At 50.9% G+C, this 22,369-nt stretch carries 19 protein-coding genes; 12 read left to right on the forward strand and 7 right to left on the reverse strand.

The genetic code is table 11. The features are described from left to right. Nucleotides 1-336: 336 nt before the first annotated feature. Together CHB92_RS09935 and CHB92_RS25495 are read left to right on the forward strand one after the other, a co-directional pair. Nucleotides 337-2,799, forward strand: a complete 2,463-nt coding sequence (locus tag CHB92_RS09935; RefSeq protein ID WP_089319038.1) for an outer membrane beta-barrel protein — start codon at nucleotides 337-339, stop codon at nucleotides 2,797-2,799. Between the two features lie 163 nt (nucleotides 2,800-2,962). After that, a complete protein-coding gene (locus CHB92_RS25495) occupies nucleotides 2,963-3,316 on the forward strand; it encodes a hypothetical protein (RefSeq protein WP_144266293.1) in 354 nt (117 codons plus the stop codon). Between the two features lie 131 nt (nucleotides 3,317-3,447). Here CHB92_RS25495 and CHB92_RS09940 read toward each other — a convergent pair whose 3' ends face one another. The 4 genes from CHB92_RS09940 to rocF form a co-directional block, all read right to left on the reverse strand. After that, nucleotides 3,448-4,380, reverse strand: coding sequence for a 1,4-dihydroxy-2-naphthoate polyprenyltransferase (locus tag CHB92_RS09940; RefSeq protein ID WP_089319039.1), 933 nt, complete (start codon nucleotides 4,378-4,380; stop codon nucleotides 3,448-3,450). A gap of 107 nt (nucleotides 4,381-4,487) precedes the next feature. After that, nucleotides 4,488-5,090, reverse strand: coding sequence for a glutathione peroxidase (locus tag CHB92_RS09945; protein WP_089319040.1), 603 nt, complete (start codon nucleotides 5,088-5,090; stop codon nucleotides 4,488-4,490). A gap of 129 nt (nucleotides 5,091-5,219) precedes the next feature. Beyond that, entirely contained in the window at nucleotides 5,220-7,010 is a 1,791-nt protein-coding gene (gene argS / locus CHB92_RS09950; RefSeq protein WP_089319041.1) for an arginine--tRNA ligase, read from the reverse strand. After that, nucleotides 7,010-7,996: an arginase gene (gene rocF, locus CHB92_RS09955; RefSeq protein WP_089319042.1), complete on the reverse strand. Its 987-nt coding sequence runs from the start codon at nucleotides 7,994-7,996 to the stop codon at nucleotides 7,010-7,012. The genes argS and rocF overlap by 1 nt, the downstream gene beginning before the upstream one ends. Nucleotides 7,997-8,160: 164 nt before the next feature. Here rocF and CHB92_RS09960 point away from each other — a divergent pair, with 164 nt between their 5' ends. Together CHB92_RS09960 and CHB92_RS25785 are read left to right on the forward strand one after the other, a co-directional pair. Next, nucleotides 8,161-9,555 carry a type III PLP-dependent enzyme domain-containing protein gene (locus tag CHB92_RS09960; RefSeq protein ID WP_089319043.1) on the forward strand — a complete coding sequence of 465 codons (1,395 nt, stop codon included), beginning with the start codon at nucleotides 8,161-8,163 and terminating at the stop codon, nucleotides 9,553-9,555. 92 nt (nucleotides 9,556-9,647) lie between these two features. Next, nucleotides 9,648-9,812, forward strand: a complete 165-nt coding sequence (locus CHB92_RS25785) for a hypothetical protein (protein ID WP_179223004.1) — start codon at nucleotides 9,648-9,650, stop codon at nucleotides 9,810-9,812. Nucleotides 9,813-9,858: 46 nt separating this feature from the next. On the opposite strand, the gene CHB92_RS09965 is transcribed toward CHB92_RS25785, so the two are convergent. Beyond that, nucleotides 9,859-10,389 (reverse strand): D-glycero-alpha-D-manno-heptose-1,7-bisphosphate 7-phosphatase, encoded by a 531-nt coding sequence (locus tag CHB92_RS09965; protein WP_089319044.1) that lies wholly within the window; start codon nucleotides 10,387-10,389, stop codon nucleotides 9,859-9,861. Nucleotides 10,390-10,508: 119 nt separating this feature from the next. Between CHB92_RS09965 and hemG the strand changes: the two genes are divergently transcribed. The 8 genes from hemG to CHB92_RS10005 all read left to right on the forward strand — a co-directional run bounded on the left by hemG (nucleotide 10,509) and on the right by CHB92_RS10005 (nucleotide 19,069). Beyond that, nucleotides 10,509-11,855, forward strand: a complete 1,347-nt coding sequence (gene hemG, locus CHB92_RS09970) for a protoporphyrinogen oxidase (RefSeq protein ID WP_089319045.1) — start codon at nucleotides 10,509-10,511, stop codon at nucleotides 11,853-11,855. 17 nt (nucleotides 11,856-11,872) lie between these two features. Beyond that, on the forward strand, nucleotides 11,873-12,607 hold the full coding sequence (locus CHB92_RS09975) for a polyprenol monophosphomannose synthase (RefSeq protein ID WP_089319046.1): 735 nt from the start codon (nucleotides 11,873-11,875) through the stop codon (nucleotides 12,605-12,607). Nucleotides 12,608-12,793: 186 nt separating this feature from the next. Beyond that, the gene (locus CHB92_RS09980) at nucleotides 12,794-13,738 is read left to right on the forward strand and encodes a TerC family protein (protein ID WP_089319047.1); all 945 of its coding nucleotides are present in this window, start codon (nucleotides 12,794-12,796) and stop codon (nucleotides 13,736-13,738) included. A gap of 330 nt (nucleotides 13,739-14,068) precedes the next feature. Further along, on the forward strand, nucleotides 14,069-15,160 hold the full coding sequence (locus CHB92_RS09985) for a chorismate mutase (protein WP_245842439.1): 1,092 nt from the start codon (nucleotides 14,069-14,071) through the stop codon (nucleotides 15,158-15,160). Between the two features lie 308 nt (nucleotides 15,161-15,468). Continuing rightward, nucleotides 15,469-16,344 (forward strand): prephenate dehydratase, encoded by an 876-nt coding sequence (locus CHB92_RS09990; RefSeq protein WP_089319048.1) that lies wholly within the window; start codon nucleotides 15,469-15,471, stop codon nucleotides 16,342-16,344. A 3-nt stretch (nucleotides 16,345-16,347) separates the two neighbouring features. Further along, a complete protein-coding gene (locus CHB92_RS09995; protein WP_089319049.1) occupies nucleotides 16,348-17,538 on the forward strand; it encodes a pyridoxal phosphate-dependent aminotransferase in 1,191 nt (396 codons plus the stop codon). After that, nucleotides 17,525-18,637: a chorismate mutase gene (locus CHB92_RS10000; protein ID WP_089319050.1), complete on the forward strand. Its 1,113-nt coding sequence runs from the start codon at nucleotides 17,525-17,527 to the stop codon at nucleotides 18,635-18,637. The genes CHB92_RS09995 and CHB92_RS10000 overlap by 14 nt, the downstream gene beginning before the upstream one ends. A gap of 111 nt (nucleotides 18,638-18,748) precedes the next feature. After that, entirely contained in the window at nucleotides 18,749-19,069 is a 321-nt protein-coding gene (locus CHB92_RS10005) for a DUF3817 domain-containing protein (protein WP_089319051.1), read from the forward strand. A 90-nt stretch (nucleotides 19,070-19,159) separates the two neighbouring features. On the opposite strand, the gene CHB92_RS10010 is transcribed toward CHB92_RS10005, so the two are convergent. Both CHB92_RS10010 and CHB92_RS10015 read right to left on the reverse strand, forming a co-directional pair. After that, nucleotides 19,160-20,218, reverse strand: coding sequence for a bile acid:sodium symporter family protein (locus CHB92_RS10010; protein ID WP_258178997.1), 1,059 nt, complete (start codon nucleotides 20,216-20,218; stop codon nucleotides 19,160-19,162). 95 nt (nucleotides 20,219-20,313) lie between these two features. Beyond that, nucleotides 20,314-22,299 (reverse strand): biosynthetic peptidoglycan transglycosylase, encoded by a 1,986-nt coding sequence (locus CHB92_RS10015; protein WP_089319052.1) that lies wholly within the window; start codon nucleotides 22,297-22,299, stop codon nucleotides 20,314-20,316. Between the last annotated feature and the right edge of the window lie 70 nt (nucleotides 22,300-22,369).

Here is a 22,369-nt window from a genome sequence, read left to right on the forward strand (position 1 = left end):
CCTACAACAGGATCGGCTTTTTCTGTTGCTTCCCGAACAGCCCTGCGGGCATTTGATCTTGTTCTTTGTAAGCCAGCCTGTTTCCTGACCATACTTTTTTGTTGTTTAACCAATAAATAACCGTCACCTATAGTTTTAGTCGACATATTCTTATATATTGTCTTTGCAGAGGAACATTAAAATTCTCTTAGTTCCCAATTTACTAGTGCTTTTAGGACAAAGCCGGGCAAACCTGCCTGATGTGTAAAGGAGAAGTGTGAGACCTGAAAGTGAGCGTGTTGGCACAGACTACACGCAACAGAATATTTAGCGTGCTCACTAAAACTACCTATACGCATGAAACAAACTCTGTTACTGGCTTTATGCCTGGTAATCCACTCTTTAGCCTGGGCGCAAAGCCCAGCAAGCGGCACCATCAAAGGCACGGTGGTCGATTCTGTCAGCCAGAAGCCCCTCGGTTACGTAACTGTCGTCGCCAGCCTGCCAGATAAAGATGAACCTATTAAAACTACCTTTACCCAGGACAAGGGCACGTTTGAAATCACCGGTTTGCCACTGGCAACCTACAAGCTTATCCTTACCTATGTGGGCTATAAGCCCTTTTCTATGCAGGTACCAGCCCTAGAGGCAGGCCGAACAGTGGCAGACTTGGGGCAGATCCGCATTGCCCCTTCTGCCAAACAGCTACAGGAAGTAGAGGTAACGGCCGAAAAGATGCTCATTACCCAGGACATCGATAAGATCAGCTACAATGTAGAGTTTGACCCGGAAAGCAAAACGATCACCGCCCTCGATATGCTGCGCAAAGTGCCCATGCTCAGCCTCGACTCTGAAGAGAACATCAAGCTAAACGGCAGCGGCAGTTTTAAAGTACTGGTAAACGGCAAGGCCTCGACCCTCTTTGCCCGCAATCCGAAGGATGTGTTCCGGAGCATGCCTGCCAATACCATTAAGCGTATCGAAGTTATTACAGACCCGCCTGCTAAGTACGACGCCGAGGGAATAGGCGGTATTATCAACGTGATTACACACAACGAGCCTAAGAATGGCTACAATGGCAGCGTGTACCTCTCGCAAAGCACCCCCAACAGCCGGTACGGGTCTGCCAACGTTACGGCGAAAGTAGGCAAGTTCGGGCTGTCGGCTTATGGCGGCACGAATAAGTTTGTCAGCCCTCGCTATACCTCCACTTTCGAGCGCCTTAACAAGAACACAGGGGCAAGAGTAGCGCAAACAGGTAGCGGCGATAACGAGAGCCGCTTTAACTATGTGGATGCGGAGATGAGTTACGAACTGGATACCCTGAATTTGTTCTCTGCCAAGTTCAGCCTGAACGGGAGCGATTACGCGTCTGAGGGCATACAGCTATTAGAGGAGCTAAACGGAGCAGGCGTGCCCACCTTGGGCTACGAGCGCATTACGCCTAGCGCAGGCCATTGGTATAATTATGAAGCAGGCCTCGACTACCAGCATACTTTTAAGCGCAACAAAAATCAACTGCTGACGCTCTCTTACAAGCTTGGCAACGAACAGAACGGCAGCGAATCTGACCTGCTGTTTAACAGCGTCCTGAATTACCGGGGGCCCCTGGAAACCCGGACGCTCAACGATGGCCAATCGATGGAGCAGACCTACCAGGCCGACTACGTGCACCCTTTTAAGAAGCATACCCTGGAGATAGGAGTTAAAACCATCCTCCGGGACAATGGCAGTGATTACTTCTACCGCAACTATAACCCGGAAAGCGACACGTATGAGGAAGTGCCGGGGCTAAGCAATGAGTTCGACTATAGCCAGGACATCTACGCAGCGTATACATCTGCCAGCCTTCGCTTTGAGAAATGGGGACTACGGGCGGGCACGCGCCTGGAACAGACCGTGGTGGATGCGAACTTCAAGTCATCGGGATCCGTGGCAGAACAGGACTACGTAAACCTGATCCCGAGCCTGACCCTTACCCGCACCTTAAAGAACATGGCTAGCTTAAAGGCCTCATACACGCAGCGGATTGAGCGGCCTAGCCTGTACTACCTCAACCCCTACGTAAACAGGATAAACGAAAAAAGCATCTCCTACGGTAATCCAAACCTGGTAGCGGCGACCAGCCATGTGTTTAGCCTGGCCCATAGCTTCTTTAAAGGTAGCAACTCCTTAAACACCACCCTGACGCACGCCTTTACCAACAACGCCATCCAAAACTACACGACCTATAACTCTGCCGACTCGGTAAGTAGCAGCACTTATGGCAACATCGGCAAAAACAGCACCACAACGCTTTCGCTCAGCGGCAACGCTACAGCGTTTAAAAAGCTAAGCCTAAGCCTGAACGGCTCCCTTTCCTACAGCGATTTGAGCGGGAACATAAGTGGTCAGGACTTACAGAACAGCGGCATCAGCGGCTATATGTACAGCTATGCCAGCTACCGTTTCGAGAAAAACTGGCGCGCCAGTGTGAACCTGGGCTATTATGCACCGCGTGTGCTGCTCCAGGGCAAGTCGTCGGGGCAGTTCTGGAACGGTGTTTCGGTGAGCAAGAGCTTCCTGAAGGACCAGAAAGCCAGCGTAAGCCTATCTGTGCAGAGCCCGCTCAACAAGTACTTTACCTATTACAATGAGCTGAATGGACCTGATTTTTACCAACGCAGCGAAAACCGGAACATACGTCGCCGGATCAGCATCGGCGTCAACTACAAGTTCGGCAAGCTGAAAGAAGACATTAAGCGTACCAGACGCGGTATCAAGAATGATGACTTGAAAAGCGGGGGAGACAGCAATAGCAGCGGCGGGAACGGGAACTAAAGGCTAGTTATGAACAACATAGCCCCGTTACCTCTTCAAGTAGCGGGGCTATGTTATTAATACTTGTTTATCTAACTTACTTTGTTGAATAACCATAGTACAGCTAGCAGGAGTAGGCCTCTTGTTATGCCATAGTTGGATTACATAATTTGATAAATTATAAATGAAAACTTATTTGAATAACTGCATTTGTACAGCGACTTTTCTGGTAGTTGCAGTCCTGGCAGCCTCCTGTGAAAAAGAAGAAAGCTCTACTCAATTTTATTGGGAACAAACAAAATGTTCAGACCCTTGGGGAACAGGTGAAAACAACACTAACACGGAAACAATTCTTGCAGTCACTAAATACCTGGAAGACAAAGGAGTCAGTGTATTAAATGTAAAGTTTGACAACAGATCGAAGTTAGGTTCACTGTGTGAGTCTTGTGGCTGTGGAACAGGGAAAAGGATTCTGATAACTGTACCTGAACAGGACTATAGGGACATCAAAAGCCTGAATTTCGTTAGGGAATCATAACGTTCTCCCAAACAGTTTAGCCTTTATGCTCGGCTACACTTTGCAACTTGCTATGCCAGTTCGTTACAAACTAAAAAGGCCTCCAGTACGCTAACAGTACTAGAGGCCTTTTTAGTTTATAACAGCGTTCCTTACAGCACCTGTCCGATGCCAAACAGCAGCACAAACACCAGAGTCGTCAGGGCCATCTGCTTTAGGTAAGGGTCCAGTTCTTTAGACGTCTGCTTTTTCCAGACGCTTACGCCATTCACTATCACAAGGGGCAGTGCCAGCAAGAACAGCCACTGCCAAATGCTCTTATAATTCAGTAAGACATATAGGATGGCACTTAAAACCCCTCCAGCTAACAGGCACAGGTGATACACGCGGGCCGGCTTTGGCCCGATGCGCACCGGAATAGACTGCTTGCCTGCCAGCAGATCAGAATGAATGTCGCGAATGTTGTTTACGTTTAGTACCGCTGTAGAGAAGAACCCACACACTAAGGCGGGCAGCACGACACTTGCCTCTAGCTCCTGCACCTGCAGGTAATAGGTACCCAACACCCCGACCAGGCCGAAGAATATGAAAACGAAGATGTCTCCCAAACCGGCGTAGCCGTAGGGCTTGTCGCCTGCTGTGTAGTTGATGGCTGCCCAGATCGAGGCCAGGCCGAGGGCCAGAAACACGAGAAACAGCAGAAGCCCTTCTGTCCCGAATGACACCCACAGCAGTAATAGGCCAGATACCAGTGAGAGCAGGCTAAAGACTGCCATGCCCTTCTTCATGTGCTCTGCTTTGATATGCCCGGCCTGTACCGCCCGCATAGGCCCCTCGCGGTGCACACTGTCGGCCCCGTGCCTGGAGTCTCCATAGTCGTTGGCCAGGTTCGAGAGTATCTGCAGAAAGAGGGTAGTGAGCACACAAAGGGCTACAATGGTGCCATCGAAGGCACCGTTGGCCGCCGCGATAAAGCCGCCCATGCCGATACAGGAAAGCGCTAAAGGAAGCGTGCGGGGCCTAAAAGCCGAAATCCAAGCCTTCACAAGACTTGGATTCGGAGAAGTATGTTCGGTGGTATTCAACTTTTTAGAATATGCTACTCACTGGCGCAAGCGTCCGCTTGTGCTTTGATGGCGCTTCCTTATTGGCACAAGCGGACGCTTGCGCCAGTGAAAAGTCAATTAAATTGTTATTCCTTAATAGCTGCCAATATCTCCTGGTCCATTGGCTTTACCTTAGATGGGTAAAAGGCCACTACCTGTCCGTTCTCATCTACCAGGTATTTCGAGAAGTTCCAGCTTGGTTCCTCATTGTTCGGCGCATGCTGCTGCAGCCACACAAACAGCGGGTGCTTGTCGTCCCCTACCACCGACACTTTCTCAAACAGCTGGAAAGTGACACCATAGTTCTTCTGGCAGAAGCTAGCTATTTGCTCGTTGCTACCTGGCTCCTGTCCGCCGAAGTTGTTGGCAGGGAAACCGAGCACCACTACCTCGTTGCCATGTGTTTCGTGCAGTTTCTGTAGGTCAGCGTACTGTGGCGTATAGCCACATTCAGAGGCAGTATTTACAAGCAGCACCTTTTTGCCTTTGTACTGCGAAAAATCTACGTCTTTTCCATCAAGTGATTTCACGGTGAAGTTGTAAAAGTCACTTGTCTGTGTGTTGTCGTTTGTAGTGGTTTCTGTTGCCATAGTCATCGTTTCCGGGTTATCAGTGGCCTGGTTTGTTTTAGAGCAGGAGGCAAACGCCATCGCAGCGGCCACACCTAATAAAGTAATGTTTTGACGCATGTTACTACAGGTTATACTTCAGCATATACCGCTGGTTACAATTACAACGAACAAGATAAACAAAATACAAGCTGACAACAGCTAGTGGACGTTTTGGTTTTAAACTGGCAAAAATTCCTCGACAAGGTCTTACATGCGCTCCGGCACCTGTATGCCCAGCAGCTTCATGCTTTCACGCACAAAACGCGCCACCATGGCCGACAGGGCAATACGGAAGTTACGTGCCTGCTCGTCCGTCTCGTTAAAGATAGAGATTTCCTGGTAGAAACGGTTATAGGCTTTGGCCAGCTCGTAGGCATAATTGGCGATAACCGAAGGGGCATACAGGTTACCCGCCTCTTTCACGACAGCCGGATAATTGACCAGTTGCGTAATCACCTCCTGCTCGGCTTCATGCAGGTTTCCTACCTGGTCAAAAGAAGTTACGTCTACCGCTAGTCCCATTTCTGCCGCCTTGCGCAGGATAGCCGAAATACGGGCATGCGTGTATTGGATAAACGGCCCTGTATTGCCCCGGAAATCGATGGACTCCTGCGGGTTAAACAGCATCCGCTTCTTAGGGTCTACTTTTAGCAGGAAGTACTTCAGGGCGCCCATTGCCAGCGTATGGTACAACTGCGCTGCCTCCTCCTGGGTAAAGCCCTCAATCTTGCCCAACTCTTCTGTCTGCTGACGTGCCGTGTCAATCATCTCCTGCACCAGCTCGTCCGCATCCACCACGGTACCCTCACGAGATTTCATTTTACCGGAAGGCAGGTCCACCATGCCGTACGATAAGTGGTAAATACCATCGGCGTAGGCTTTGCCCAGCTTCTTCAGGGTTGCTTTCAGTACCTGGAAGTGGTAGTTCTGCTCATCGGCCACCACGTACACCGACTGGTCATAGGGGAAATCGTTATACTTGAGTTCAGCCGTGCCCAAGTCCTGGGTAATGTATACCGAAGTACCGTCAGCACGCAATAACAGCTTTTCGTCCAGGCCTTCCTCGGTCAGGTCTACCCACACCGAGCCATTGTCTTTCTTGAAAAACACCTCCTTTTGCAGGCCTTCCTCTACCCGTGCCTTGCCTAAAGTATAGGTCTGAGACTCGTAGTAATACTTATCAAAGTCAACGCCGATGTTGCGGTAGGTCTCCTCAAAGCCGGCGTACACCCAGCCGTTCATCTTCTTCCAGAGGTTTACAACATGCTCGTCGCCCTGCTCCCACTTCAGCAGCATCTCCTGTGCCTCCTGCATGAGCGGGGCCTTTTTCTTGGCCTCTTCTTTGTCCATGCCCTGCCCCGCCAGTTCGTCTACCTGCTCTTTGTAGGCCTTGTCGAACAGCACGTAGTACTTACCCACCAGGTGGTCGCCTTTAATGCCGCTGCTCTCGGGCGTTTCGCCGTTGCCCATTTTCTCATAGGCCAGCATCGACTTACAGATATGGATGCCCCGGTCATTTACCAGGTTCACCTTCATCACCTCATGTCCATTGGCCTTCAGGATCTCTGCCACTGAGTAGCCCAGGAAGTTATTCCGCAGGTGCCCCAGGTGCAGCGGCTTGTTGGTGTTAGGCGAAGAGTACTCCACCATCACGTTCCGGCCGCTTGGTTCGCCCTGTCCATAGCTTTGGTCCTGCATCAGGTTCCGAAACAGGCGCAGCCACACCTGCTCCTCTACCTCCAGGTTCAGGAAGCCCTTCACCACGTTAAAGTCACGGATTTCCTCCGCATGCTCCTTTAGGTACTCCCCCAGGGCCTGCCCGATCTGCTCCGGTCCCTTGCCTACCTGCTTGGTATACGGGAAGGTAACAAAGGTAAAGGAACCGGCAAACTCTTTGCGGGTAGGTTGCAGGGCTACCTGAGCGGCGTCAACAGTTATTCCGAACACAGCCTGCAGGGCTTGGCTGATGCTTTGGCTAATGGCGTTTTGAAGTTGCATTAAATTAGGGCTGTACTTTTTGGTTCTGTACTTTTAGATTCTCGGTGCAAAATGGCGTTTGTGGCTGTTTCCAGTATCTCGAAGGCATTTTCCGCCATGGTATTTTCGCTGTCCAGTGTAGGGTTGATCTCGGTCATTTCGTAGCAAACCACGCGCGGGTCCTGGAGCAGGCAGTAATTCAGCTGCTTAGCTTCCTCTACCGTCAGGCCTACCTCTACCGGAGTGCCTGTGCCTTTTGAGAACTTAGAGTCGAGGCTGTCTACGTCGAAGGACACATACAGGATATCACAGTCTTTCAGACGCTCCAGTGCCTCTTCCGCTACTTTCTCTGCACCTTTTTGAGTAAACTCGGCATAGGTAAAGTTCTTGATACCGTTTTTCTGGATAAAATAGTCCTCGGGTTCTTCGGTATCGCGCACCACGATGTAGACCAGGTGCTCCGGTTTCAGCTTAGGGCCATCATAGCCCAGCTTTTTCAAGGAGTTCCAGAAGAAAACAGTCTCCGGCGCCGGATCGTTGATCTGGCGGTCCAGGTTATCAATATTCAGGGCCATCGCCAACGGCATACCGTGCACGTTGCCCGATGGTGAGGTATAGGGGGAATGGATGTCGGCGTGCGCGTCTATCCAGATCACGCCCAAGGTCTTGTCCGGGTAAGCGGCTTTTATGCCAGCTATGGTACCGTGTGCGTTGGAATGATCCCCGGCCAGTACCAAGGGGAACATATCCATGTCGATGGTCTGCTCTACGGCTCTGGCAATGTTCTTCTGCACCGTCAGGATGCTATCGATGCGGTGGGCATTCGGAAACACATCCGGATCAAACAAAGTATAGTTTAAGTCCGGAACGCTGACAGAGTTGAAGCGCTTAAAGTAGTCAGACCCTTTATCCCAACAGGCTACTTTCAGGGCTTCAATACCCATGCTGGCGCCGCGTGTACCGGCTCCCAACTCAGACCTCACTTCTATCAGTTTAATTTTCTTCATGTAGTATTAATTGTAGTTATCGCGCTGTGGCCCTGTGCTTTTACTAAGTTTTTTTAGCCTCTTTTAAGTAAAACGAGGCAGGGCACTTATAATCTGAACAAAGTTTTTGCAAAGATGGTAAATAACGAACAATATTGCATGTTTTCTTAATACCAACACCATAAATGGATAAATACACAGATCTCATCCACCAAACATTCGATTTCCCTACGGAGGAGTTCACCGTCGAAAATAACGAACTGTACTTTAACGGTATTCCGCTGATGGACATCATCAAGCAGTACGGTACTCCTCTTAAATTAACATATTTACCGAAGATCAGTTCTCAAATTCAGCGCGCCAAGGGCTTTTTTAAGCAGGCCATGGAAAAGCTGGACTACCAGGGCACTTATACATACTGCTACTGCACCAAGGCCTCGCATTTCTCCTTTGTTATGGAGGAGGCACTGAAAAATGACATTCACATCGAAACGTCATCGGGCTACGACATGCAGATCGTAAAGGCGCTGTACAAGAAAGGCAAAATAGACAAGAACGTTTTCATTATCTGCAATGGCTTTAAGCGTGAGCGCTACCGCCAGTGGATCTCTGAGTTTGTGAACGAGGGCTTTGTTAACTGCATGCCCATACTCGACCACCTGGGCGAGATAGATTACTACAAAGAGCACATTAAGGTAAAGACCAAGGTAGGCATACGCCTGGCTTCCGACGAGGAGCCTAAGTTTGAGTTCTATACCTCGCGCCTGGGAGTACGCTACAACGACGTGATAGACCTGTACGAGCAGCAGATTAAGCCTGATGAAAGATTTGAGCTGAAGATGCTGCACTACTTTATTAACACCGGCATCAAGGACACCTCCTATTACTGGTCGGAACTTAGCCGCTTTGTGCACAAATACGCCGAGGTGAAAAAAGTGTGCCCGGAGCTGGATACGATCGATATCGGCGGTGGCTTCCCGATCAAAACCTCTATTCAGGCAGACTACGATTATCAGTACATGACGGAGGAGATCCTGCGTACTGTTCAGCGTATCTGTAAAGAAGAAGGTGTACCGGAACCGAACATTTTTACGGAGTTCGGCATCTTTACAGTGGGCGAAAGCGCAGCTAACATCTACTCCATCCTGGACGAAAAACTGCAGAACGACAAGGAGCTCTGGTACATGATCGACGGTTCCTTCATCACGAACCTGCCGGATGCCTGGGCCCTGAACCAGCGCTGGCCGCTGTTAGCTGTAAACCACTGGGATAAGGAATACCGGAAGATACAGATAGGCGGCATGACCTGCGACAGCCAGGACTACTATAACTCGGAAATGCACTCCTTCCAGGTGTTCCTGCCGAAGATCCCGAAGAATGAGCCGCTGTACATTGGCTTCTTCCATACAGGGGCTTACCAGGAGCAGCTAAGCGGTTACGGCGGCATCAAGCATTGCCTCATTCCGTCGCCGCAACACATCCTGATTGACAAGGATGAGAACGGTGACCTGAAGACGTGGCAGTTCGCACCGGAGCAGACACCAGAATCGATGCTTCGAACGTTAGGTTATGAAGTGTAAAACGGTTTAATTTAAATTTTAAACAACGATCTTTTACTTTTCAAGTAATAAGACTATTTTTAATTCTGAAATCCTCCAAAAAAGATACTGTTATGAAGAAGGTAATTTTGATGGGCACATTTATCCTGGCGCTTGGCATGGCGTCCTGCAAGACGTATTGCCCTGCTTACAACTATGCAAACGTTGAGGCCCCGGTAAAAGCAAAAGTAACAGCCGCAGCCGTAGCTGATGAGACAGTTGATCTGGCGAAGAGCTAATTCTACAGGAACAGGACAGAGCACCTACACATATAAAAAGCCGGCCCTACGCCGGCTTTTTTGTTTCCTGTATGATCTTTTCAGTAGCCTCCCGCAAATCTTTTACCTGTACACTGTGCGCTCCTGCCCCGTACTTCTCCCCCACCAGAATACCCTTTACCCCTACTTTAGCGGCAGCCTCTAAGTCGCGCATAGAGTCTCCCACCATCCAGGAGGCACCGGGGTCGATGTTATACCTTGCTATTGCCCTCTCCAGCATCAGGCTGTCCGGCTTTCGGGAGAGAGACTCGGAAGAACTGGGGTGCCCGGGCGCGTAATAAATGGCATCGATCAGGCTCCCGCAGGCATCCTGCAGTTTCTGATGGCAGGCCAATACATCGGTTCTTTGGTATAGGCCCTTGGCTACCCCGGCCTGGTTCGTGATTACGATCAGCAGGAAGCCCTTTTGCTTTAGCAGAGCCAGCGCCTCCGGCACCTTGGGCAGCACCTCAAAGTCCTCTAAACGAAAGGTATAGTCGCCGCGCTCACGGTTCAATACCCCGTCGCGGTCCAGAAAAACGCACTTTTGCTTTTGCATGGCTTTGGCTTTGGGCGCTAAATTAAAAATTTATGCGTTTTGCTTAGGTGAAAACAACACCTTTAAACGCCCCCGGCTCCGTAAATAAACAGTAGCGGGGGCGACAGAGGAGCATAGCGATGAGAGTAGCGATTATAGGAGCAGGTATTTCGGGGCTGGCCTTGGCCTATTACTTACAAAAGCTGGGCATTGCCTATGACCTCTTCGAGGCAAGTCCCCGCGTGGGCGGTAATATCCAGACTGTCCGCGTACAGGATTACCTGCTAGAGCTGGGCCCTAATTTTCTGCAGCCGTCCCCTGAACTGGATGATCTGATAAAGGAGCTGAAGCTTGGCCCGCAGGTAATGCAGGCCTCCCATGCCCACGAAGACAAGTATGTGTTACGGGACGGGGACTACCACAAACTACCGGACACTCCCTTTTCCCTGCTCGCCAACAATTTCTTTTCCTGGAAAACAAAGTTCCGGATTCTGAAAGAAAGAGATGTGCCACCTGCTGATATTGCCTACGAAACGGTTAGCCAGTTCTTTGAGCGGCGCTTTGGCAAAGGCGTTATCGACTACGGTGTAAGCCCCTACATGACAGGTCTCTTTGCCGGAGACCCTGAAAAGCTGCTGGTGAAAAAGGCGCTGCCGAAACTCAAAGAGCTGGAACTGAAACACGGCTCTGTCCTGAAGGGACTGGCACGGCACCCGGGGAGTGTGTCACGGGCAAAAGCCTTTTCCTTTGTAAACGGCATGAGCACGCTGCCCAAGGCTATCGCCGGCAAGCTGGTGTCGCTCCATACAGAGCATCGCGTGGAGATGATCACCCGGAACCAAGGCAAGTATGTTGTTTCCTGCACCTCCTCTGGCGACTACGACACCGAAGAGTATGACCTGTTAGTATTGGCGCTACCTGCCCACCAAGCGGCGGACTTACTGCATTTTACTTTCCCGGGCATGGCGGCGGCCTTACAAAACATACAGTACCCGCCCCTCGCGGTGGTGCATTCTGTTTACTACAAAAAGGAGGTGGCTCACCCCTTGCACGGGTTAGGTGCCATGCACCCGCAGGTAGAGCATCCTTTCGCCTGCGGTGCTGTCTGGAGCAGTTCCATCTTTGAGGGGCGCTGCCGCCCCCACGAGGTGCTCTTTACCTCTTTTATTGGCGGTAGCCAATGTGCGCAACATGCCCTTACTGCCCCGCCCCTGCTACAGGAGCAGGTGCATAAAGAGCTGAAAGCCCTCCACATGATCTCCGCCGACAAGCCAATTTTCCAATATGTACACCTCTGGGAGCATTCCCTGCCGCAGTATGACCTGTATATTGAGGATGCCCATGAAATTGCGAAGAGCCTGGAACAGGAGGGCCTTTTTGTCGCCGCTAACTGGCATTCGGGGGTATCAGTACCCACCTGTATTCACTATGCCAAAGAACTGGCCTACAAAATTATTTTAAAGCGTCCTCAGGTCCTGAATAGCTGAACAACTATATTTGAAGCATGAAAGATTCGTTGGTGATCATCCCAACATATAACGAGCGAGAGAACATTGAGGCAATGGTCAAGAAGGTGCTTTCTCTTAGTCACCCCTTTGACCTTTTAATCGTGGATGACGGATCACCAGACGGCACTGCAGACATTGTCAGGGCCTTGCAGCAAGTTTACACCGGTAGGTTGCACCTGGAATCTCGCCAAGGCAAGCTTGGCCTCGGCACCGCCTACATTCACGGCTTTAAGTATGCCCTGAAGCATGGTTACGAGTATATATTTGAAATGGACGCCGATTTCTCGCACAACCCCCAGGACCTGGTGCGGTTGTACGAGGCCTGCGCCATTGAGGGGTATGATGTTGCCATTGGCAGCCGCTACATACAGGGAGTAAACGTGGTAAACTGGCCTATGAGCCGGGTGCTGATGTCTTACTTCGCCAGCTCCTATGTGCGCGTGGTCACGGGCATGCCTATCGCCGATACCACGGCAGGTTTTAAATGTTACCGCCGGAAAGTGCTCGAAACGATACAGCTGAACAAAATCCGGTTTGTCGGCTATGCCTTCCAGATCGAGATGAAGTTCCTGGCTTACAAATATGGCTTCAAAATAAAGGAAGTGCCTATCATTTTCACAGACCGCACCAAAGGCGTGTCGAAAATGTCATCCGGTATTTTTAAAGAGGCAGTGCTGGGCGTACTTCAGATGAAAGTATCCAGCTATTTTCGCCACTTCGACAGGTATTAACCTTTTTTCTTTCAGCTAAGCGAAAGCAAGCGGCTACGCCTTGCCCCCTCGGCACAGCCTTTCTGCTGACAGCCCTTTTCCAAAAAAATAAGCGTCCGCCTAAAGGTACTGTGAGCACCAACTGTAATCTTTTCCGATTACATTTGCGGCGCATTATTCACCGCACTGCGCCAAGCGCATTCTTATATGGATAGTATTCTCTTCTGGATTATTTTTAACGCCTTTGTACTCCTGCTGCTGGGGCTGGATTTGTTTGTGTTTCACAGGAAGGAGCATGAGGTAAAGATAAAGGAGGCCCTGCTCTGGAGCCTCTTCTGGATCGTCCTTTCCCTGGCCTTTAACGCTCTGATCTACTACTGGCAAGGCCCTGGCCCTGCCCTGGAATTCCTGACAGGCTACCTGATTGAAAAGTCACTGAGCGTGGATAACCTGTTCGTGTTCATCATGATCTTCAGCTACTTTAAGGTGCCCCTCAAGTTTCAGCACAAGATCCTCTTCTGGGGCATTATTGGGGCACTGGTGCTACGCGGCATTTTTATACTCGTCGGGGTGGCCCTTATTGCCAAGTTCCACTTCATCATCTACATTCTGGGGCTGTTCCTGGTGTACACGGGGATCAAAATGGCATTTTCGCACAGCGATGAGGAAGTGCACCCTGAAAACAACCCGCTGGTGAAATGGGTCAGCCGCCACATGCGCATCACCAAAACACCCGAGGGAGGCAAGTTCTTCACCAAACAGAATGGCAAGCTGTACGCTACTCCCCTGTTCCTGGTACTGATCATGGTGGAGAGCACAGATGTGGTTTTCGCTGCGGACTCTATCCCTGCCATTTTGGCCATCTCGAAAGACCCCTTCATTGTATACACATCCAACGTGTTTGCCCTGCTGGGGCTGCGGGCCCTGTACTTTGCGCTGGCCGGCATCATGCAGCTGTTCCACTACCTGCATTATGGCTTGTCGCTTATACTGGTGTTTATTGGGGCCAAGCTGCTCCTGAGTGACGTTATCGAAATTGACATGCGCTATGCCCTGGGTGTGGTAGGGGTGATCCTGACTGTGTCTGTTATCCTCTCGCTACTGTTCCCGAAGAAAGAAAGCGAACTTCCTCAGCCGCCTGTACAGAAGTAAGCCAGCCTTATAAAGGAGCGCAATAACAGCAGGCTCCCTGCAATGCCTTATAGTATTGATAAAATTATTGCCTTAGGTTTGCTTTTTTAATAAATTAAAACTTAATTTACGAACAAATAAACAAGACCATGCCCAGAATTCTCGCGAATATTTTTACAAACTCCAAGAAGGTCCTTTACCCGAGGCTCCTGTGGTAGGATATTGCGTGAATTTTGCAAATAAAGAAACCAGAGGGGCCTCGCGAACAGCGGGGCTTTTTTGTTTTTACCACTTATGTTAAACCAAAAGATCTAGCAAAACCAGGAACACTAGCATTTTAATGAATTAACCATGAAAGCAAGTAGAACAACCATCAATGTAGCACCACAGTCCAGCTTCCGCCGCACAGACGGCAAGCATGTGCTTATTGCTGGACCGTGTAGCGCCGAAAGTGAGGAACAGATGCTGAAGACCGCCCAACAGCTTAAGAACCTGAAGGGGATCTCCGTTTTCCGGGCGGGCATCTGGAAATCGCGCACACGCCCAAACAGCTTTAAAGGCGTGGGCACCATGGGGCTACAGTGGCTTGAAATGGTAAAAAAGGAAACTGGTTTGCACACCGCCTGCGAGATAGCCAATGCCCAGCATGCCGAAGAAGCCCTGAAACACAGTGTAGACATCCTGACCGTCAGCGGCCGGGCAACGGTGAACCCCTTTGCCCTGGAGGAAATTGCCGCCGTTTTAAAAGGGACAAACACGTCTGTGTTGCTGAACAACCCGGTATACCCCGACCTGCATCTGTGGATCGGGGCCATCGAGCGGATGCAACAGGCAGAGATCACAGACCTGGGGGTGATTAACAGGGGCTACACGGCCGATGAGCAGTACATCTACCGCAACCACCCACGCTGGGACCACATGCTACAGCTGAAGGAACTCTTCCCGGAGCTGCCTATCCTCTGCGATGCTGCCCATATTGCAGGCCGAAGAAGCCTGCTGTACCCGGTGAGCCAGAAGGCCGTGGACTTAGGCGTGGACGGCTTGCTGTTTGAGTCCCATCACAACCCGGCCCGGGCAATGAGCAGCCCTCAGCAGCAGCTGATGCCGCAGGAGCTGGATTTGCTGGTAAACGCCATCGAGACAAAAGTTGAGTTAGAAGGCACGAATGAGTTAGTAAAGCAGTTGGACGAGCTGAGCCAGCAGATGGACAGCCTGGACGACGCCTTGCTGGAGCTGCTATTACGCCGTACCGAGGTCTCTGCTAAACTGGGAATTTATCAGAAGACAAACATAAAGGGTGCCCCGGAAAGCGTAAGCTGGGAGCATGTGTTTGAGAACCTGATGAAGGAGGCCAACGAGGTAGGGGTAGACAAGGATTTCGTGCAGAACATGTTCCAGGTAGTGCGGGAGCATTATGCCCACACCTACCGCTTCCGTGCCTAAACGTCTGTCTGGTGCAGGGAAACAGTACGTCTCGCCTGCCCCGGATAAATACTTCTTCTCGTGCAGCAGCGCCATCTTATTTTAGCATTGCGAAAAATTTTAAGCTTATTTCTTGACATATCAGAAATTCTTCCTTACGTTTGGTTATTAGCTTTACATAAGACAATGATTCAGCACAACACATTTTACTTTAGCTATTACTTTTTTGGTACTCCGCCGGGGCTCCAGAGGTATGCTGTTGTGTAAGTGCATCGAAGTATAAACCTGAAAGCCCCGCCTACAGCGGGGCTTTTTCTTTATGGTACGCTATGGTACAAAAATTAAAAGTAGCAATTCAGGGAGGACCGGCCTCATTCCACGAAGTGGCCGCCCAGCAGTACTTCCCGGGGTATGACGTAGACAGTGTGCCCTGCCAGTCCTTTAGACAATTATGCGAAGTACTACAGCAAGGCGAGGCCGACCAGGGCGTTATGGCCGTTGAAAACACGCTCGCCGGCAGTATATTGCCTAACTATAATTTGCTACACCAGTTCAACCTGTTCGTGACAGGAGAGCTCTGGCTACCGATCGAGCAAAACCTGATGGCGCTACCCGGCCAGCAACTGCAGGACCTGACAAAGGTTGTGACGCACCCCATGGCGCTGAACCAGTGCATGGAGTTTCTGACACAGCAACCGCAACTACAGCTACAGGAGAGCCACGACACGGCCGACAGCGCAAAAGAGATAAGAGCGAAAAACCTGAAAGGGGTAGCCGCTATTGCCAGTAAGCAGGCAGCCGCCCTGTACGGCCTCGAGATGCTGGCAGAGAATATCGAAGACAGACGCGATAACTTCACCCGCTTTCTGGTAGTGGGCCAGGAACAAGCACCGGAAAATAAGGCGGCCAACAAAGCCACCCTCCTCCTGCAAGTGTCGCACGAAAGGTCTTTGGCGGATGTGTTTATGCAACTGCATATACACGATATACACGTGGCCTTGATCCAGACACTCCCGGCCACAGCCCGCAGCCATGCCCATTACATGGTGATCGAGCTGGAGGGAGAAAACAGCCATAACCTGCAGGAGACCATTACGAAACTGGAACCATTAGTTGAGTATCAGCGGCTCCTGGGACTTTATCAGAAGACAAAGTATCCGGAGCATCCGAACCCAAAGAAAAAGGTAAACGCTTTACAGCATTAGACCATGATTATACCAAAAGCAGACCGCTTGCAGAACGTGCAGGAGTACTACTTCGCCAGGAAACTGGCCGAGGTACGGGCACTTGCCGCCAAAGGAAAGCAGATTATTAATCTGGGCATCGGCAACCCCGATCAGCTGCCTTCTGCGGCAACCGTGGCGGCACTCACGAACAGCGCAGAAGCACCACAGAGCCATGGGTACCAGTCCTACAACGGCATTGTATCGCTCCGCGAGGCTATTGCCACCTGGTATGGCCAGGCCTATGGGGTAGCCCTGACAGAGGCAGAAGTACTCCCGTTGATGGGTTCCAAGGAAGGCATTGCCCACATTTCCATGGCCTTCCTGAACCCGGGCGATAGGGTGTTGGTGCCCAACCCCGGTTACCCGGCTTATTCCTCCGCTGCCCGCCTGGCTGGTGCCGAACCCCTTGCCTATACGCTAGACGAAGCAAACGGCTGGCAGCCACAGGAGCAAGAGTTGCTTCAGCTTATAGCGCAAGGAGGCGTAAAGCTGATGTGGATCAACTACCCGCACATGCCTACCGGCACAGAGGCCACAGCCGAACTGTTTGAAGGGTTAGTAGCCTTCGCCAGGAAGCACCGGATTCTGCTCATCAACGATAACCCTTACAGCCTGGTACTGCCGAACCAGTCGCCGCTGAGTTTGCTTCACGTAGCAGGTGCGAAGGAATGCTGCCTGGAACTGAACTCCCTGAGCAAGTCGCATAACATGGCGGGCTGGCGCGTTGGCATGGTGCTGGGCCACACCGAGTACCTCGCTACCATCCTGGCAGTGAAGAGTAACATGGACTCCGGCATGTTCCTGCCTGTACAGCAAGCGGCCATCGAGGCGCTGCAAAATGACAGTGAATGGCACGCTGCCCGCAACGAAGAGTATGCCCGGCGCAAGGTGCTCGTGCACCAACTGCTGGATATGCTGGAGTGCCATTACCAGGCGCACAGCGTGGGTATGTTCGTCTGGGCCCGGGTACCGGATGCGATCACAGACGTGGAAGCTTACCTGGACGAGATCCTTTACGAAGCAGGGGTTTTTATCACACCCGGCAAAATTTTCGGCACACAGGGGGAACGATACTTGCGCGTATCGCTTTGTGTATCAGCGCCCCAACTAGAAGAAGCCATCCAAAGAATTAAACAACATACTATACTTACCGTTAGCCATGAGCTCAAATAACTTAAACCTAACCTCCAATTCAAAAATATTGAAGAGCACTTCAATACCGACACTTATCAGCGGCCCTTGCAGCGCCGAGAGTGAAGAACAAATGCTTCAGACAGCCCGCGGGCTGATCAACGACCACCGGGTGCATATTTTCAGAGCGGGTATCTGGAAGCCACGCACACGTCCGGGTTTGTTCGAAGGGGTGGGCAGAGTTGGATTAGAGTGGCTGCGTACTGTAAAGCAGGAAACAGGCTTGCCTACTGCAGTAGAGGTCGCTAACACAAAACACGTGGAAGAGGCACTGGAGTATGGCGTTGATATTCTGTGGGTGGGTGCCCGCACGACGGTAAACCCCTTCTCAGTGCAGGAAGTAGCCGATGCCCTACAGGGTGTTGATATTCCAGTACTGGTGAAAAACCCGGTGAACCCGGACATCCAGTTGTGGTTAGGCGCCCTGGAGCGCCTGAACCGGGCCGGCATTACGGACTTAGGTTTAATACACAGGGGCTTCTCTACGCCGAACAATAAGCCTTACCGCAACCATCCGAAATGGGAGACCATTCAGCAGATTCGTAGCCTGGCCCCTGGCATTCCGCTGTTCTGCGACCCAAGCCACATTGCCGGTCGTCGTGACCTGTTGGAAACTGTGAGCCAGCAGGCCCTGCACTTAGGCGTGGATGGTTTGATGATCGAGTCGCACATCAATCCGGATGTGGCCCTGAGCGATGCCTCACAGCAGGTAACGCCAGCGGGGCTTACTAAATTGCTGGATGCCCTGGACCTGGATCATGAGCATGTGGCAAGTAAAGAACAACTACAGGATCTGCGTACCCTGATTGACCGCCTGGACCACGACCTGATCAACCTGTTGTTCCTGCGTTCCGATGTATCGAAGCGGATCGGAGAGTACAAGCGCGCCAACGCCCTGGACATTTTTCAGGCAGGCCGCTGGAGCGAGGTAGTAGAAGACAGGCTGAGACTGGCGAATGAGATTGGTGTGGATGAGAGTTTTATCAGAGCCATTCTAGATGCTATCCACCAACACTCTATCGGCGTGCAGAACGAGGTCATGAATACGCCTGCTTCAGTTAAGAAGGAAGCTGTAAAGTAAACAGCAAGCCTTTGTAGCAGATTAAGTCCCATTTAGTTGGGGCCGGAAAGGCACGTTTTCTACCTTTGTGCTGTTGCATAACAGCATCAAGAAAGCATTTAATTATCTCTCATGAAAACTCCTATTTCCCGCCTCCGCACGGTTGGCATTTACGAAGGAATCTCTTACCTGCTTCTGCTAGGCATTGGCATGCCGCTAAAGTACATGCTAGGCATACCGGAAGTAGTGAAATATGTGGGCTGGGCGCATGGCGTACTGTTTATACTGTATATGGTGGCCTTGCTGCAGGTAACACTGGTGCACCGCTGGTCTGTTGCTAAAGTAGCAGCCGGTGTGATCGCCTCACTCCTGCCCTTTGGCCCGTTTATCCTAGATAAAAAGCTACTACGCGAAGAAGAAGTGAAACCGAAGGGCCAAAAGCAAGTAGCCTAGCAAACCGTTCTAATATTTTATTCACAGCAAAGCCCGTTGAGTAAGGTAGCTCAACGGGCTTTGCTATTTGCATTATAAAGTTACAAGGCGTTACTCTTCAGCAATCCTTGCTTTACGCGCCGCTGCCTGCGCAATGATACTGGCTGCTAAGAGTTGCAGGGCATGATACATCATAATGGGAAGCAGGATAATGCCGACCATGTTGGCATCCGGGAAAAGCACTTTCGACATAACCGTTCCGTGCACCAGGGACTTCTTGGAGCCGCAAAAGACCGCTGTAATCCTGTCCTCCTGTTTAAAGCCTAAGAGCTTGCTAACACCGGTGATGATCCCATACACCAGGAAAAACAGCCCCATCATGGCTACCCCCAGTACAAGAACACTGGTAATACTAAAGCCACTGAACATTTCCCGGGCAAAGGACTCACAGAAGGAAGTGTAAACGATCAGCAGGATAATGCTTTGATCGAAAAGCCGCAGCTTTTGTTTATGGCGCTCGGCAAAGCTGCCCCAGAAACGGTGTAGCAGGATGCCTAACACGACCGGCAGGAGCACCTGCACCATGAGTTTCCCCATAATACTCCCCAGATCAAAACCCTCGTTGCTGGCCGTCAGAAAGAGCCCCATCCAGAGGGGCGTTATAAAAATACCGAGCAGGCTGGAGATGCTTGCATTAAAGATGGCTGCCGGAATATTGCCCCCGGCAATCGAAACCATCACAACCGATGAAGACACCGTTGAGGGCAATGCCGCCAGGTAAAAGGTGCCCAACCACAGTAGCTCTTCCTGTGTACCTTCAAAAAAAGTATGCAGGGGCCATATGAGCAGCGGGAAGAGGATAAAAGTGCTGAACTGCACCACCAGGTGCAGGCGCCAGCTACTTAGCCCGGCCTTTAGCTTTTCGGGGCTCAGCCGCAGCCCGTAAAAGAAGAAAATAACAGAAACACCGTAGCTGGCAATATCCCCTAAAGAAAGGGGCTTGTAGTCCAGCCCTCCCTGCGGCCACAAATAGGCCAGCACAATCATACCGATCAGGGCCAACAGGAACCAGTCGAGCCCGGTGCGTGCTGCCAGGGCTCCTATCCGTGGCACTAGCCCAACAGCTTTCCGGGCTGGCTCTTGTTCTCTATTCCGCTTATCTTCCATCATGCAAATTAAGTATTATCTCTGCTTCCGAGGAAAGACAAGGGGCCCTGCAAGTAAATCTTACAGGGCCCCTTGTCTTTTCTATGTCTTTCTAATACTTAGAAGTTTAGCAGATCTATAGTTTCCATCTCGTACTGACTGGTATCCTCCTCTATATAAGTTGCCGTATCCGGATCAGTGACGATCAAATCACGGGCACGCCCGTAGAGGGTTACGTTCGGGTACAGGTTTTCATACTCCTCCTGCGAAATAAGGCCGCGCCGGCGCATGTTCCCGCCAATCAGGCGGTAGTACCCACTCTTATGGCTACGCAGGTTTCCCTGGCTGTCAAAAGAGGCACGGTACCGCTTCGGGCTTGGGATAATACTTGTCAGGAAGATGGCTTCTGCCAGGTTTAGTTCAGACGGCTGCTTTCCGAAATAGAAACGGGAAGCATCCTTGGCACCGTACACGTCCGGCCCCCACTCAATGATGTTGAGGTAGACCTCGAACATACGGTTCTTCGATACCAGGTCCAGGTTCTCGATCATCCACACAATAATGGCCTCTTCCACCTTGCGGGCAATCGTCTTTTTGCGGGTAAGAAACACGTTCTTGACCAGCTGCATAGAAATCGTACTACCCCCGCGGGCAAACTCTCCCTCTTTCAGGTTCTTGATGATGGCCTGCCGGAATGCTTCCTCATGAAAGCCAGAATGGCTGTAGAAACCAGCATCCTCGGCGGTCAGTACGGCATTGCGCAGGTAAGGGGATATCTCGTGGATAGGGCTGTAGAAGTTGTTGGAAGGCCCGACAGTGAAGGTACGCACCGGCTCTCCGTACTCATACACGGTATGGCTAAAGGAGCGGTTGATCTTCTCTATATCCGTATTGCCCCATTCCAGTATCTTAAAGTCTTCCGAGGCATCCAGGTCCGAGTTAAACACAACCTGCTCCAGGCTGTCCATGTTCACGTGGAAATTCAGGTCATACTGTAACTGCCCCTGCGCCCTGATGCCCTCCAGGTTCTCGAACAGGCCTTGTGGAAGCGACTCGAAGAAGTCGTTTGCCGCCACTTGCTCCGTCTTCACCTTCAGGTCAATGATCTTAGCGTCTTTGTTCTGGTAAGAGGCGTACAGGTTAGCTTTTGCTTTATTTACCCGCACCTCTGTGAGGCTGTCTATAACATAGAGATCCGGCCCAAGCGTAACAACATAGTCAACAGCACTTTCTGTTACATGTATATCCTCTGTCGCGAGCTTCGGGTGGTTTATGATGAGATCATCGACCATGGCGCTGCCTCGCACTGTCAGTTTGTTATTCCTGAACTCTTTATCCTCCAGGCTCAGGTGCAGCGTATCAAAAGCCACCTCCCCATCCAGTTTCTCCTTGATGTAGGGTAATTGAATGCCATTATCGTCAAAGCCATACAGGCTCGTGGCTATTCTATAATTGTCCGGGTCAATGGTGCCGGTTACCCGCATGTTATTAACAATAGAATCGGCACGGATGGAAAGTTCTGTGTCGATGTGCCCGTCGTCCATCAGCAGGTAGGGCATCTTCACATCTATTTCCCGGTTGTTGGAAACGTAAGAGGCATTCAGATTTTTGAAATCCACCTGGTCCGGCACGTTTTCAAAGGCCGTTTCGATGACACGGTTCAGTAGCTTTCCGTAATTGCGTCCCTCGGTGGTATCCACGGGCTCTGCTGCCGCCTCGTTTTCGTCTTTAAACAAAAAGCCGAAGTTGGTCACATCGTCCCTTTTCACCGCAGTCAGGTAGCCATTGATCACTTCCAGACGCTGAAACAGAATGCGCCCTCTGAAAATGGAACCCACGCTCACCCTCGCCTGCACACTTCCGGTGGTAAATAAGGTGTCAAGCCCGTGCGGTACCAGGGCAATATCCGTCAGTTGCACGGTATTCCAGTCCACGAACTCCGCACTGCCAATACTAAAATCAACCGGATACTTATTTTCCACCTTCGCGATCACCCGCTCAATGGTATAGTCCAATACCCTGCTCCTAAATACATAAAGCAGCACTACAAGTAGCAGGAAAAAAGCTATCAGGCCGCCAAACCAGGCAAGGATTCTATTTCTCAAACGCTTATCCAAAATATTCCGGTGCGAATTAACTAATAAGATTTGTATCTAAAAACGTGACGCAAACATA

It is taken from the genome of Pontibacter ummariensis (assembly GCF_900188175.1).
In the GTDB taxonomy this organism is placed as follows: Bacteria; Bacteroidota; Bacteroidia; order Cytophagales; family Hymenobacteraceae; genus Pontibacter; species Pontibacter ummariensis.